The organism is Streptomyces sp. NPDC104581 (genome assembly GCF_055583685.1).
Genome location: NZ_JBVJNN010000012.1, coordinates 113,557 through 127,833, shown reverse-complemented (window position 1 = coordinate 127,833; position 14,277 = coordinate 113,557). Strand labels below are relative to the sequence as shown.

Sequence of the window (14,277 nt, the reverse complement as noted above, 5' to 3'; positions counted from 1 at the left end):
ACGTCACCCTCAGACGGTGGTGAGGGCCTGCATGGCCTTGATGAAGCCGTCCGAGTCGAGCTGTCCGTTGAAGAACTGCTGGACCGCCACATAGATGGGCGTCATGTTCTGCGGCGGATACGCCTGGTCCCACGACAGCTGGAACGCCGGTGCCTTGTCGACCAGGTCGTACTGGTACTTCAGGTACTCCGGGTTGTCGGCGGTGTCCAGGAACTCGTCCGTGTTGGTGGTGGTCGGGAGATTTCCGATGGACAGCTGCTGCTCCACGAACTCGTCCGAGTACATGAGCTTGAGGAACTCGGCGATCGCGTCGGCGTGCCGGGTCGACTTGCGGACCGAGTAGAAGTTGTTGGTGTTGCCCACGAGGTTGGCGGCGTCGCCCTTGCCGCCCTCGACCGAGGGGAAGGTGCTGTAGCCGAGATCGTTCTTCGCGAAGTCGGGGTCCGCCTCCCGCTGTGTGGAGTACGCCCAGGAGCCCATCAGTTCGAAACCGGCCTTGCCGCTCGCCAGCAGCGCGGGGGAGCTGCCGTCGGTGAACTTGACCGAGTCGTAGTTGCCGCCGAAGGCGCCCGCGTCGATCAGCTCCTTCAGCATGTCCAGCGCCTCGCGGCTGTCCGCGCTGTCCCACACGTCCTTCTCGCCGGCCAGCGCCCTCTTGAACAGCTCCGGGCCCGCCACGCGGTCGTACAGATACTCGAACCACATCATCGTGGTCCACTTGTCGCCGCCGCCGAGCGCGATGGGCGTGACGCCCCTCCCCTTGAGCGTCTTCACCGCGGCGAGCAGATCGTCCCAGGTGCGGGGCGCCTCGACGCCGGCGTCCGCGAGCACCTTCCTGTTGCTGAACAGCAGCACCGGCTGGGTCCCTCGCATGGGTATCCCGTACGACTTCCCGTCGACCTGCGCGGTCTCGAAGACCGACGGCAGGAAGTTCGATTTCAGCCCCGGCTCCTTCGCCATCATGTCGTCCAGCGGCAGCAGCAGATCCGCCTCGACGAAGGGCTGGATGCTGCCGCCGCCCCAGTTGAAGAACACGTCGGGCGCCTGCGGGGTGTTGATGACCGTCTGGAGCTTCTGCTGGTAGTCGGCGCCGGGGACGGTGTCCAGGACCGCCTTCACCTCGGAAGTCTTGTTGAACGTCGCCACGATCTGCTTCTCCACCCGGTTCGCGGCGTCGCCGTAGACGAGTACGTGGAACTCGTCCGGGTCGCCGGAGGAGGAGCCGTCACCGCCACAGGCCGCCAGGCCCAGACCCAGAACCAGCGCCGCGCCGCCTGCGACGGCCCGGTGGAACCGTGCGCGTGTCTTCATCGGTCGACCTCTCGAAAGTATCGGGAATCTGCTCGAAAGTCTCTGTGGGGAGCGACCGTAAGGTCCCCTCAAGGGCCGGTCAACATCGCTGTCAGCACTCGGCGAAACCGTTACACAAGGCCGTGCCTTATCCTTCAGCCCATGCGAGATGACAGGAGTACGGGGCGAGTCACCCTCGCTCAGGTGGCTTCCCAGGCGGGCGTTTCCCTCTCGACAGTTTCGAAGGTGCTCAACGGGCGCCCCGATGTCTCCGCCCCTACGCGCGTCAAGGTCGAGGAACTGCTGGAGACACACGGCTACCGGCGCTCCGCACCGTCCGTCCCCGAGGCGCCGCTCATCGAGATCGTCTTCCACGAACTGGACAGCGCCTGGTCGATGGAGCTGATCCGGGGCATGCAGAACGTCGCCAAGACCGCCGGTGTCAGCGTCGTACTCACCGAGACCGGCACCCGGCACTCACCGGGAGCCGAGTGGGTGGAAGGGGTGCTGCGCCGCCGCCCGCTCGGCGTGGTGCTCGTCTTCTCCACCCTCCCCGACGAGCTGAAGCAGAAGCTCTGGTCACGGGCCGTCCCGTTCGTGATCATCGACCCGGCCGGCGACCCGGAACCCGACGTACCGTCCGTCGGATCGGCCAACTGGGCGGGCGGACTGGCCGCCACCCGCCATCTGCTCGACCTCGGCCACCGGTCCATCGCGGTCGTCACCGGTCCCGAGGACATGCTCTGCTCCCTGGCGCGCCTCGACGGGTTCCGCTCCGCCATGGCGATGGCCGGCGCCGAGGTCGATCCGCGCCTGGTGAGATTCGGCGACTTCCACGTCCAGGCCGGTTACGACCACGCGATGGAACTGCTCCGGCTCCCCGAGCCGCCGACCGCGATCTTCGCCGGGAGCGATCTCCAGGCGCTCGGCGTCCTGGAGGCCGCGCGGGTGCTGGGGGTCCAGGTGCCGGAGGACCTGTCCGTGGTCGGGTACGACGACATCCCGCTCGCCCAGTGGTCCAGCCCCGCGCTGACCACCGTCCACCAGCCGCTGGTGGAGATGGCCGAGGAGGCCGCCCGGATGCTGCTGCGGCTGCGGCGCGGGCACCAGGGCTCCGGCCCCGGGGCGGACCGCTCCGGCGCACGTCCCGACACCCGCCCCGACCAGGCCGACACCCGGATCGAGTTCGGCACCCGGCTCGTCGTCAGGAACAGCACCGCGGTGGTGAAGTCCGCGACGGAGTGAATCCCTCCGTGAGAGAGACCGGTCCCGGGGAAGGTGAAGGGGCGACCCAGCAGGACCGGAAGGGAAGGACACCGTGGCACGATCGAGGATTCTCGTAGTGGGCGCAGGCTTCGGCGGCGTGGAGTGCGTACAGCGCCTGGAACGCAAGCTCGGGCCGGAAGAGGCGGAGATCTCCCTGGTCACGCCCTTCTCGTACCAGCTCTATCTGCCGTTGCTGCCGCAGGTGGCCGCCGGCGTGCTGACCCCGCAGTCGGTCGCCGTCTCCCTGCGCCGCAGCAGGAAACACCGCACACGGATCATCCCCGGCGGGGCCATCGGAGTGGATCCGGAAGCCAAGATCTGTGTCATCCGCAAGATCACCGGTGAGATCACCTACCAGTCCTACGACTACATCGTGCTGGCCCCCGGCAGCATCACCCGCACCTTCGACATCCCCGGACTCGTCGACAACGCGCGGGGGATGAAGACCCTCGCCGAGGCCGCCTACGTACGCGACCACGTCATCGCGCAGCTCGACCTCGCCGACGCGAGCACGGACGAGAAGGAGCGCGAGGCCCGCCTCCAGTTCGTGGTGGTGGGCGGGGGATACGCGGGCACCGAGACGGCCGCCTGTCTGCAACGCGTCACCAGCCACGCCGTACGGCGCTACCCGAGGCTGGACCCGAAACAGATCAAGTGGCATCTCGTCGACATCGCCCCCAAGCTCATGCCGGAACTCGGCGACAAGCTCGGGGCCACCGCGCTGGGCATCCTCCGCGGGCGCGGCATCGAGGTCTCGCTCGGGGTGTCCGTGGCAAAGGCCGGCCCCGACGAGGTGACCCTCACCGACGGCCGGGTGCTGCCCTGCCGCACGCTCATCTGGACGGCGGGCGTCGTCGCGAGCCCGCTGATCGCCACCCTCGGCGCCGAGACGGTGCGCGGCAGGCTCATGGTCTCGCCCGAGCTGCGGGTGTCCGGGCTCGACGGCGTCTTCGCGCTCGGCGACGCCGGGGCGGTGCCGGACCTGGCGAAGGGCGACGGCGCCATCTGCCCGCCGACCGCCCAGCACGCCCAGCGGCAGGGCCGCACGGTGGCCGACAACGTCATCGCGACGGTGCGGAACCAGCCGCTGCGGCCCTACGAACACAAGGACCTGGGCCTCGTCGTCGACCTCGGCGGACGGGACGCGGTCTCCAAGCCGATGGGTGTCGAACTGCGCGGACTCCCGGCCCAGGCCGTCGCCCGCGGCTACCACTGGTCGGCGCTGCGGACCAATGTCGCCAAGGCGCGGGTGCTCACCAACTGGGTGCTCAACGCCCTCGCCGGGGACGACTTCGTGCGGACCGGGTTCCAGGCGCAGAAACCCGCCTCACTGCACGACTTCGAGTACACCAACGCCTATCTGACGCCGGAGCAGGTGCGTGAGCACACGGCGGCACTGACCGTACGCGGCTGAGCGGACGCCGGCCGGCTGCCCTCCGCCACGCGGCGGCCGACGCGCCCCACCGGGGACGGGCGCCCGTACCCGGTGGAGCCCGCCGCGACCGGTCCCGCGATCAGGTCGTGAACCGGTGCCGGCCCGACCCCACCGCGAACACCGCGCAACCGTCCTCCATCCGCAGGAACCTCGCCCGCGTACGCCTGACGTCGCGCTCCCTCGCGGCCGGTACCCACACCTCGGCCGTGGTGTTGGGCGGTACGGAGCACTCCAGCTCGAAGCCGCCGCGCCCCGTCGTCTCCCAGTGCGTGGTGATCGGGCCGTAGACCGAGGCGTACCGCCCGCCGGCCCGCCTGACCTCACCGCCGGGCCGCGGCCGGACCACGATCTCCTTGAACCCGGGCCGGCCGGGCGCGATGCCGGAGACGTTCGCGTACATCCACTCGCCGACCGACCCGTAGGCGTAGTGGTTGAAGGAGTTCATCCCGGCGTCCTGGAAACCGCCGTCCGGCCTGATCGAGTCCCAGCGTTCCCACATCGTGGTCGCGCCGTTCTCGATCTGGTAGCCCCAGCCGGGGAACGTGCGCCGGTGCAGCAGCCGGTAGGCGACGTCGTTGTGGCCGGTCGCGGTGAGCACGGGCAGCAGCCGGGGCGTGCCGAGGAAGCCCGTCGACAGATGCCAGTCCTTCGCCTCGATCAGCGCCACCAGCCGGTCGGCGGCGGGCTTCCGTGCCGCCTCGGGCAGCAGATCCATGGACAGGGCGAGCACGTACGCGGTCTGGGTGTCGCCCTTCACCCGGCCGTCGGCGCTCACGTACGCCGCCCGGAAGGCGTCCCGTACCTGGTCGAACAGCGTGTCGTACGGGGCGGGGTCCTTGCCGAGCACCCGCGCCGTACGCGCCGTGAGATCGGCGCTGTGCGCGAAGTATGCGGTCGCGATGACGTCCTTGGGCGTCTCGTCCTCGATGTTGAGCCAGTCGCCGAAACCGTCCGCCGGGCGCAGCAGGCCGTCGCTGTGCGCGCGCAGGTAGTCCAGCCACCCGACCATCGAGTCCCACGACGTGCCGAGTATCCGCTCGTCCCCGTACGCCTGGTACAGCGCCCACGGCACGGTCACCCCCGCGTCGCCCCAGCCGGCCGACCCGTCGCCGACGCCCCCGACGTCCGGAGCGACGTGCGTGAACGAGCCCGCTCCGGTCTGCGCGTCCCGCAGGTCCTGGAGCCACTTGGTGAGGAAGCGCGCCGACTCCATCACATAGGCGGCGGTGGGCGCGAAGACGTTGATGTCACCGGTCCAGCCGAGCCGTTCGTCACGGGCGGGCGTATCGGTCGGGACGGAGAGGAAGTTGCCGCGCTGACCCCAGCTGATGTTGCTGTGGAGCTGGTTGAGCATGGGGACGTCGGACTCGAACTCGAAGGTGAAGGGCGCCGACGTGTGCATCACTCGACCGGTGACCGCGCTCGCGCGCGGCGTCCCCGGGAAGCCGGTGACCTCGACGTAGCGGAAGCCGTGGAAGGTGAAGCGGGGCTCGTACGTCTCCTCACCCCCGCCCCTGAGGGTGTAGGTGTCGGTGGCCCGTGCCGTGCGGAGATTGGCGGTGTAGAGCGAACCGTCCGGGTTCAGCACCTCGGCGTGCCGCAGCCGTACGGTGGTGCCCGCCTCGCCCGACACCCGGAGCCGTACCGAACCGACCATGTTCTGGCCCAGGTCGAAGACGAAGACGCCCGGAGCGACCCGCGTGACCTTCTTGGCCGGCAGTTCCTTGGCCACCCGTACCGGGCCGTCCAGCTCCGCGACGATCTCCGTGGCCACGCCCTCGACCGGCTCGGCCGCGAGCCAGCCGGTGTCGTCGAACCCCGGTGACGTCCAGCCCCTGGTCTCCAGCCGCGCGTCGTACTCCTCGCCCGCCTGCATGTCGGTCGACACGATGGGCCCGGCGGCGGCCCGCCAGCCGTCCCCCGACACGACGCGCTCGCTCGTCCCGTCCTGGTAGGTGACCTCCAACTGGGCCAGCAGCGCGGGCCGGTCACCGTAGTGGTGCGGTCCGAACATGCCGAGGTTGCCGCCGTACCAGCCGAGCGCGAGATGCGCGCCGAGCGCGTTGGCGCCGCGCCGCACCAGCCCGGTGACGTCGTACGTCTGGTACTGCACCCGCTTGCGGTAGTCGGTCCAGCCGGGCGCGAACCGGTCCTTGCCGACCCGCTGTCCGTTGAGGTGCGCCTCGTAGTGGCCGAGGGCCGTCGTGTACAGCCGGGCGCGGGCGACGGGCTTGTCGGCCAGCCGGAAGCCGTGCCGCAGCTGGGTGGCGGGGAAGACCGCGGGCGCCACCGCGCCCCACGGCCCCGAGCCCCACGCCGGGCCCTCCTTCGCGGCGGGCCAGGCGCTGTCGTCGTAACCGGCCTGCCGCCAGGCTCCGTCGGGGCCGGACGGCTCCGCGTCCGTCGTCCGCCAGAGGCCGTCGGTGGGGACGGTGACGGTGGTGCCGTCCGCCGAGGTCAGTTCCAGGACGGCGATGAGACCGGCCGGGCTCTCGGTGGCGTTGACCGCGGACGCCGCCAGCACGCCCGCGCCGGCGCGGAGCCGGTCCGTGACATCCACGACGGCCGGACGGCGCCAGTTCTCGGCGGGCCCGTCGGGCTCGGTCCCGGCGACCTCTGTGCCGTTCACATGGATGGTGTAGGCGTCGTCGGCGCTGATGACGAGCCGGGCACGGGTGATCCCGGCCGGGACGTCGACGGCGCGGCGGAAATAGCGCGTCCCGGCGGGCAGGTTGGCGGTGGGCTCCCCTTCGGGGAACCAGATCCAGTGCGCGCCCCGCAGGCTCGGGGCGCCGCTCAGGGCCGCCGGCGCCGCGATCCACTCGGCGGACCACGCCGCCGTGCTCATCAGCCCCGTCTCCCACGAGGCGCTCTCGCTCCAGCCCGAGACCTCACCGGCGGCGTTCCACACGCGCACCGACCAGTGATAGGGCGTCAGGGGCTTGAGGGCGGGACCGGCGTACGGCACGAGCACCGACCGGTCGGAGCCGACCCTGCCGCTGTCCCACACATCGGGCTCGGCCAGCTTGCCGGGGTGGGAGGCGACCCGGATCTGGTACGCGCTCTGCGTCTGGTCCGGCGCGTCCGAGAGCAGGGGCCAGCTCAGCCGGGGCTCCGGGGTGTCGATGCCCAGCGGATCGCGCACGTACTCGACGGTGGGCGAGCCGACCCGGAGCGCGCCCGCCCGGCCGGGACCCGCCGGGGCGCCGGCCGGGATCCGCTCGGCGGCCTGCGCCGACGGCGCGTTGGCCGTCGCGAGGGAGGTGCCCAGTGCGGCTGCGGTCGTGGTGGTGAGCATGCGGCGTCTACTGATCACGTCAACCCCAGAGGAATTCGACAATGAATCGATTCATTGCGTGAAAGTAGGGGTGCCGCCTTGGCCCGTCAAGGTGTCGCGCTCAGATTGCCGTGCCGCACAGGGGATTTGGCCGACTCTGCTGAACCCTTTCAGTGGGATCGGGTTCCCTGGTCCCTCGGTGTGAGCCGCCGCAGCGGACCGTCGAGTTCGCTCGTGTAGAAGTCGAGGAAACCCTCCGGGTCCGGCCCGGCGTTCATCAGCACGAGCCGGTCGAAGCCCGCGTCGACATAGCGCTGGACGGCCTCGACGATCCGCGCCGGGTCGGGCCCGCACGCGAACTTCTCCAGGATGTCCTCCTCCCGGACGGTGGCGGTGGCCGCCTCGAAGTTCACCGGGTTCGGCAGCTCGCTCATCACCTTCCAGCCGGTCACCGCCCAGCGTGTGGTGTCCAGCGCGGCCCGCGCCGCCGTGTGCTCGTCCGCCGCCCACGCCACGGGCACCTCCGCGTAACACGGCCCGGTCCCGCCGGCCGCGCGGTAGCGCCCGACGATCTCCGGCTCCGCCTCGGTGGCGAACAGACCGTCACCGAGCTCCGCGGCGATCCGCGCGGACGGCGGTCCGCTGGCCGCCACCGCGATCGGCGGCGGTTCGCCGGGCAGATCGAAGATCCTCGCGTCCTCGACGCTCAGATGCCTGCCCTCGTAGCTGCGGTAGCCGCCGCTCCACAGCAGCCGGATGATGTCCAGGGCCTCCCGCAGCAGCTCGTGCCGGGTGTGCACGTCCGCGGGGAAGCCGGGGCCCACGACGTGCTCGTTGAGGCGTTCGCCGGAACCGACGCCGAGGACGAAGCGGCCGTCCGAGAGCAGCGCGAGCGTCGCCGCGGCCTGGGCGATCACCGCGGGGTGGTAGCGCACGGTGGGACAGGTCACACCGGTCGCCAGTCCGAGGCGTTCGGTCCGCGCCGCGATCGTCCCCAGCACCGTCCAGGCGAAGGGTGAATGCCCCTGGTTGTCGAGCCAGGGGTGGTAGTGGTCACTGATCTCGGCGAAGTCGAAACCCGCGCGTTCGGCCAGTACCGCCTGGCGCACCAGCTCCTTCGGTCCGAACGCCTCGGACGCCAGTTTGTAACCGATCCGCATATGTGGTCCTCGTCTCTGTCAGGATCTCTTCCGGGGGACCCGAAGGCCGGACGCCGACCCGGGCCCGCGCACAGGTACCCGATGTCCCCGGGCCCGTAACGGGGCCATCGGCCACCGGGAGGACGACGGCGTCGGTCCCGTGGCGCGGGCGATCGTCCGGGGCCGGCCGAGGCGATCCCGGAAAATGTTGTCATGGGGTAACTGATCGCTTTAGTCTCAACGCGGACGCACCCGGAGGTCCCACGGGCGCGGCGCCTGTGGCGAGAGGAGAACAACTGCCATGGGCACCGGCCCGAACACTGCCGTCAGATCCACCTCAGGCAGACCCGGAACCCCCTTGTCGTCCGGCACCCGGGGCCATGTCCCGGTGAGCCGGGACCCGGCGCGGGGGGACGACGCGGTGCAGGCACTGTGGGACGGCCGCCCGCCCACGGTGCTGCTGATCGAGGACGATCCCGGTGACGCGCTGCTCGTCGAGGAGCTCGTGGCCGACAGCGAGGTCCCGCTGCGGCTGACGCTCGCCAGGACGCTCGCCGAGGCGGTCGTCGCGCTGGAGGCGGAGGTGCCGCAGTGCATCCTGCTCGACCTCCATCTGCCGGACGCCCAGGGACTGGAGGCCCTGGAGCGGGTCCTCGTCCACTCCGGCGGCTCGGCCGTCGTCGTGCTGACCGGGCTCGCCGAGGAGCAGGCCGGTCTCGCGGCCGTCGCCGCCGGGGCCCAGGACTATCTGATCAAGGGCAAGGTGGAGCCCGACCTGTTCGTCCGCGCGATCCGGTACGCGATACAGCGCAAGCACACCGAGCAGGCGGCGTCCGCGCTCCAGACGAGCCGTCTGCGCGCCCAGGAGAACGCCCGCCTGGAGCGCGGTCTGCTGCCCACCCCGCTGCTCCTGGACTCGACGGTCGCCGTGTGCGCCCGCTACCAGCCCGGCCGCTCCCAGGCCCTGCTCGGCGGCGACTTCTACGATGTCGTCCAGACGCCCGACGGCACCACACACGCGGTCGTGGGCGACGTGTCCGGCCACGGCCCCGACGAGGCGGCGCTCGGGGTGTGTCTCCGGGTGGCCTGGCGCTCCTTCGTCCTGGCCGGCGCCCGGGGGCAGCAACTGCTGACCCTGCTCGAACAGATACTGGTCGCCGAGCGGTCCGGCCCGGAGATCTTCGCTACGCTCACCTGTCTGACCCGGTCGCCCGCCGAGGAGCACATGAACCTCCAGCGCGCCGGCCACCCCGGCGTGCTGATCCGCTCGCCCGAGACCGGCGTGAGCCTGGAGGAGGTGCCGGGCGGTCCTGTGCTCGGACTGCTGCCCGGCCGGGCGTCCTGGCCGGTGACCGCGGTCCCCGTCCACCGGCGGGGCGCGGTGATGATGTTCACCGACGGACTCATCGAGGGCCGGATCGGTGCCGGTCACGAAAGGCTCGGTGAGCACGGACTGCTGGAACTCGCCCGGCGCCACGAGGGCGAGGCCGCCGACGCGTTCGTCGACACGCTGATCCACACCGCGCAGACCCTCGCGGCGAGCGGCGGTGGCCTGGCCGACGACGTAGCCGTGCTTCACCTCGAATGGAACGGTGCCACCTGATGTCCCAGTCCACCCGGCTTCCCGCCGGGCCGCCGCCGTCCTCCGCGGACGAGGCGCCGCCCTCCGGCGACCCGACGCCGCCGGCCACGCCGCCCCGGTCCCTCCGGCCACCGTTCGGCCACCGGGTCCGGATACTCCGGCGGCTGACCGTCCAGGGCTGGTTCCTGCTGGCCGTCGCCGCGCTCTGCACCATGACGCTGGTCGCCGGGGGAGTGGCCGCGGCCATGCTCTCGCGCACGACCGACACCGGGGACCATCTCATCGACGAGGTCTCCCCGGCCCGTACCCAGGCGTTCCGGCTCCAGGCCGCCCTGCTCGACCAGGAGACAGGCATCCGCGGCTACCTCCTCACCAGGGACGAGGACGTGCTGGAGCCCTACCGGCGTGGCCTCGCCGCCGAGGCCACGGCCCGAGAGCGCCTGAGCGAGCTGGTCGACGGGCTCGACCGGCCGGTCGCGGACCTGCGTGCGGTGGACCGCGCCGCGCGCGAGTGGCGTACGAACTTCGCCGATCCGGTCCTCGCGGGGGACGGCGGCCCGGGGGGTGAGGACGCCGCCTCGGTGACCGAGGCGAAGCGGGCGTTCGACCGGGTGCGCGCCGCCCTCGCATCCCAGCAGGCGCACCTGGGGGACGAACAGCGCGCGGCGCGGGCCGCGTTCGCCGACGCCCGTTCGGACCGGGACCGGGCGCTGGTCGCCGCCCTGGTGGCGTTCCTGCTGACCGGCGGCGCCATCACCGTCCTCGTGCACTTCACCGTGGTGCGGCCGCTGGACACCGTGCGCACCGCGTCCCGCCGCGTCGCCGGCGGCGACTTCGACCACGAGATCCCCTCCCACGGACCCTCCGATCTGCGCACGCTCGCGGAGGCCGTGGAGGGCATGCGGCTTCGGGTGGTCAGCGAACTCGCCACTTCCCGGCGCAGCGAGGTCGAGCTCGCCCGCCAGGCGGCCGATCTGGACGCCGCCGCGGTGGAGCTGCGGCGGTCCAACGCGGAGCTGGAGCAGTTCGCGTACGTCGCCTCGCACGACCTCCAGGAGCCGCTGCGCAAGGTCGCCTCCTTCTGCCAGCTGCTGGAGAAGCGGTACGCGCAGCAGCTCGACGACCGTGCCGCGCAGTACATCGGCTTCGCCGTCGACGGCGCCAAGCGCATGCAGGTCCTCATCAACGACCTGCTCACCTTCTCCCGGGTCGGCCGGGTCCAGGACGCGCAGGAGGAGGTCGCGCTCGACGCGGCCCTGGACCGCGCCGTACGCAACGTGTCGGCGAGTATCGAGGAGACCGGCGCCGTCGTCGAGCGCCCGGCGGAGCTGCCCGAGGTCATGGGCGATCCGACCCTGCTGACGATGCTCTGGCAGAACCTCGTCGGGAACGCGGTCAAGTTCCGCCACCCCGACCGCGTCCCGCGCATCACGATCGCCGTGGACCGTGAGGAGGGCGCCGACTCCTGGACGTTCAGCGTCACCGACAACGGCATCGGCATTCCCGAGGAGTTCGCCGAGAAGGTCTTCATCATCTTCCAGCGGCTCCATGCCAGGGACGCGTACGCGGGAACCGGCATCGGTCTGTCACTCTGCAAGAAGGTCGTCGAGCACAGCGGCGGCCACATCTGGATCGACACGGCCCACACCGGTGGCGCCCGTATCGCCTTCACCCTCCCCGTCCAGCCCTCACCGTCCGCCGCCGAACCGGCCTCGCCGGACATCACCACCACCGAAGGAAGCACCGTATGAGCACCGCTCCCCAGCCGCACCCCGTCGAAGTACTGCTGGTCGAGGACGACGCGGGTGACGAGCTCATGACGCGTGAGGCCTTCGAGGACAACAGGATCGGCAACACGCTGCATGTCGTGCGGGACGGTCTGGAGGCGCTCGACTTCCTCTACCAGCGCGGTGACCACCCCGAGGCGCCGCGTCCCGATCTCATTCTGCTGGATCTGAACCTGCCCAAGTACGACGGCCGGCAGGTGCTGGAGAAGGTCAAGTCGGACCCCGACCTCAGCCATATCCCGGTGGTCGTCCTCACCACGTCGGCGGCCGAGGAGGACATCCTGCGCAGCTACAAGCTGCACGCCAACGCGTATGTGACCAAGCCCGTCGATCTCGACCAGTTCATCAAGGCGATCCGGGACATCGACGATTTCTTCGTGACCGTGGTCAAGCTCCCGCGGGCGTTCTGACGCCGGCCCGCGGCGGGGTAGGCTTCACCGGGTAAACGAATGTTTCCCTATGGCAACATTCCCGGTCGCGCGCGTAGCACGCGGAAATGAGGCGTGATGACGTCAGGCGCTGTCCGCCGCGGTGCCCCCGTCGTCCGCGGAGCGCGCGCCCGCCGCCGCGTCGAGCCGGGCGGACGCAGCCTCGTGGAAAGCCGTGAGCCCCTCCGTGAGCGCGACCACGGCCGCGGGGCTCATGCCGTCCAGCACGGCGCCGACCTCGCGGGCGCGGATGGCCCGGTACTCGTCCAGCACCTTGCGTCCGCGCGGGCTCAGCCGCAGCTCCACCTCGCGGCGGCTGGTCACGCTGGTGCGCCGCTCCACCAGGCCCAGGGCCTCCATCCGGTCGCACAGCCGGCTGACCGACGGGGGACGGGAGCCGAGCGCCCTGCCGAGCGAGCGCAGGTTCGTCCCGTCGTACTTCTCCAGCACGAGCAGGGCCCTGAGCTGCGAGGGCGAGACCGTACCCGAAGGCGCCGCCTCCTGGCCCCGTCCCCACAGCACTTCGAGCAGCTCCGAGGCGGTACGGGCCGCCTCGGCCATCGTCTCGCGCTGACGTGGCTGACCGGAGAGGGGGGGCATTCCCCCACTGTGTCACCCGACAGCCGCCCCTGTCAGCTCCGGGCCCCGGACGACTCCGCCCGTGCGGCCACCTCCGCCCCTACCAGGAATGTCTGAGAGACCGTGACACAACGCGACGAAGTACTCGAAAGATCGGTGCGCTCGGCCGCTCCGTACGCGCTCGTGGACAAGGTCCGCGACGCGCTCGCCGCCTCGCTCGGTGCCAGGCGTGTACAGCTGTTCCTCGCCGACTACGGGTTCACCGTCCTCACCCCGTACGACCCGCTGCCGGGCAAGGAGCAGCCGCTGTCGCTCTACAACAGCCCCGAGGGGCGGGCCTTCGGCAGCCAGGAGCCGCGTGAGCAGCAGGTGCGGCACGGCGACGCCGTGGACCACCATCTGCCGGTGACCGTCCGGGGGGAACGGATCGGCATCCTCTCGGTGCGGCTGCCCGGCGACCGGTCCACCCCCGAGGCCGTCGAGGAGCTCACGCACGTCGCCGATCTGCTCGGGCACGAGATCCTGGTGGCCGAGCGCGACACCGACGCCTACCAGCAGGCCCGGCGGATCAGCCGGCTCACGCTCGCGGCCGAGATGCAGTGGCAGTTGCTCCCCGGGCGGGCCTGCGGCGCCGAGGAGTTCGCCATCGGCGCCCAGCTGGAGCCGGCCTACGCCATTCACGGGGACAACTTCGACTGGGCGATGGACGGCGAGCAGCTGACCCTCGCCGTCACCAACGGCATGGGCGAGGGCATCCAGGCGTCCCTGCTGAGCAATCTCGCCGTCAACGCCCTGCGCAACGCGCGCCGCTCCGGCGTCGACATCGCCGGTCAGGCCGCCCTCGCCGACCAGGCCATCTACGAGCAGCACCGGGGCGCGTCCCATGTGTCGACGCTGCTCATGCGTTTCGAACTGGCGACCGGCCGGGTGGAGGTCGTGGACGCGGGCTCGCCGCAGCTGTGGCGCCGCCGGGGCCGGACCGTCGAGCGCGTCTCCCTCGACGCCCAGCTGCCCCTCGGCATGTTCGAGGAGTCCCACTACGAGGCCCAGGAGTTCCACGTACTGCCGGGGGACCGGCTGTTCATGCTGAGCGACGGCGTGTACGAGGCGCTCTCCCCGGAGGGCGAGGTGTACGGCGAGCGGGCGCTGGCCCGCGCGATCAACGCGACCGGTCTGCTGCCGGCGGCCACGGTGCCGCGCGCCGTGCTGCGCGCGCTGGCCGAGTTCCGCCAGGCGGAGACGACGGACGACGCGCTCGCGGTCTGCCTCGACTGGCACGGCCGGGCGGACGGCGATACGCCCACGGCCCCGCCGCTCCTCCCGTCGGACCCCGCTCCGATGCCGCCCGCGCGGGACTGAGAACGGGGTGGGGGGGGGGGGGGGGGGGGGGGGGGGGTAGGGGGGGGGGGGGGGGGGGGGGGGGGAAGGACGTGGGGGGGTCGGCCGCGTCGGGGTGCGGGTGCTGCTCTAGGACCCCCAGCGCCATCTGCTCGG

The 14,277-nt window shown here is 71.4% G+C and carries 10 protein-coding genes; 6 read left to right on the top strand and 4 right to left on the bottom strand.

Going from position 1 to position 14,277, the window contains the following annotated elements; all coding sequences use genetic code 11:
• Nucleotides 1–9: 9 nt before the first annotated feature.
• Nucleotides 10–1,311: an ABC transporter substrate-binding protein gene (locus ACZ61E_RS12970; protein WP_469699671.1), complete on the bottom strand. Its 1,302-nt coding sequence runs from the start codon at nt 1,309–1,311 to the stop codon at nt 10–12.
• Nucleotides 1,312–1,440: 129 nt separating this feature from the next.
• Here ACZ61E_RS12970 and ACZ61E_RS12965 point away from each other — a divergent pair, with 129 nt between their 5' ends.
• A complete protein-coding gene (locus ACZ61E_RS12965) occupies nt 1,441–2,535 on the top strand; it encodes a LacI family DNA-binding transcriptional regulator (protein WP_469699741.1) in 1,095 nt (364 codons plus the stop codon).
• Between the two features lie 73 nt (nt 2,536–2,608).
• The gene (locus ACZ61E_RS12960) at nt 2,609–3,970 is read left to right on the top strand and encodes an NAD(P)/FAD-dependent oxidoreductase (RefSeq protein ID WP_469699670.1); all 1,362 of its coding nucleotides are present in this window, start codon (nt 2,609–2,611) and stop codon (nt 3,968–3,970) included.
• Nucleotides 3,971–4,070: 100 nt separating this feature from the next.
• On the opposite strand, the gene ACZ61E_RS12955 is transcribed toward ACZ61E_RS12960, so the two are convergent.
• Both ACZ61E_RS12955 and ACZ61E_RS12950 read right to left on the bottom strand, forming a co-directional pair.
• Nucleotides 4,071–7,307, bottom strand: a complete 3,237-nt coding sequence (locus tag ACZ61E_RS12955) for an alpha-L-rhamnosidase (protein ID WP_469699668.1) — start codon at nt 7,305–7,307, stop codon at nt 4,071–4,073.
• Nucleotides 7,308–7,438: 131 nt separating this feature from the next.
• Nucleotides 7,439–8,428 carry a TIGR03557 family F420-dependent LLM class oxidoreductase gene (locus ACZ61E_RS12950; protein ID WP_469699667.1) on the bottom strand — a complete coding sequence of 330 codons (990 nt, stop codon included), beginning with the start codon at nt 8,426–8,428 and terminating at the stop codon, nt 7,439–7,441.
• Between the two features lie 280 nt (nt 8,429–8,708).
• Between ACZ61E_RS12950 and ACZ61E_RS12945 the strand changes: the two genes are divergently transcribed.
• The 3 genes from ACZ61E_RS12945 (at nt 8,709) to ACZ61E_RS12935 (ending at nt 12,186) form a co-directional block, all read left to right on the top strand.
• On the top strand, nt 8,709–10,010 hold the full coding sequence (locus ACZ61E_RS12945; RefSeq protein WP_469699666.1) for a PP2C family protein-serine/threonine phosphatase: 1,302 nt from the start codon (nt 8,709–8,711) through the stop codon (nt 10,008–10,010).
• Nucleotides 10,011–10,201: 191 nt separating this feature from the next.
• Nucleotides 10,202–11,740, top strand: coding sequence for a sensor histidine kinase (locus tag ACZ61E_RS12940; RefSeq protein WP_469699739.1), 1,539 nt, complete (start codon nt 10,202–10,204; stop codon nt 11,738–11,740).
• Nucleotides 11,737–12,186 (top strand): response regulator, encoded by a 450-nt coding sequence (locus ACZ61E_RS12935; protein WP_469699664.1) that lies wholly within the window; start codon nt 11,737–11,739, stop codon nt 12,184–12,186. Before ACZ61E_RS12940 ends, ACZ61E_RS12935 begins: the two co-directional genes overlap by 4 nt.
• Nucleotides 12,187–12,288: 102 nt before the next feature.
• Here the strand turns inward: ACZ61E_RS12935 and ACZ61E_RS12930 are convergent, their stop codons facing one another.
• Nucleotides 12,289–12,804: a MarR family winged helix-turn-helix transcriptional regulator gene (locus ACZ61E_RS12930; RefSeq protein ID WP_469699663.1), complete on the bottom strand. Its 516-nt coding sequence runs from the start codon at nt 12,802–12,804 to the stop codon at nt 12,289–12,291.
• Between the two features lie 102 nt (nt 12,805–12,906).
• Between ACZ61E_RS12930 and ACZ61E_RS12925 the strand changes: the two genes are divergently transcribed.
• Nucleotides 12,907–14,142 (top strand): PP2C family protein-serine/threonine phosphatase, encoded by a 1,236-nt coding sequence (locus tag ACZ61E_RS12925; RefSeq protein WP_469699662.1) that lies wholly within the window; start codon nt 12,907–12,909, stop codon nt 14,140–14,142.
• The last annotated feature ends 135 nt before the right edge of the window (nt 14,143–14,277 follow it).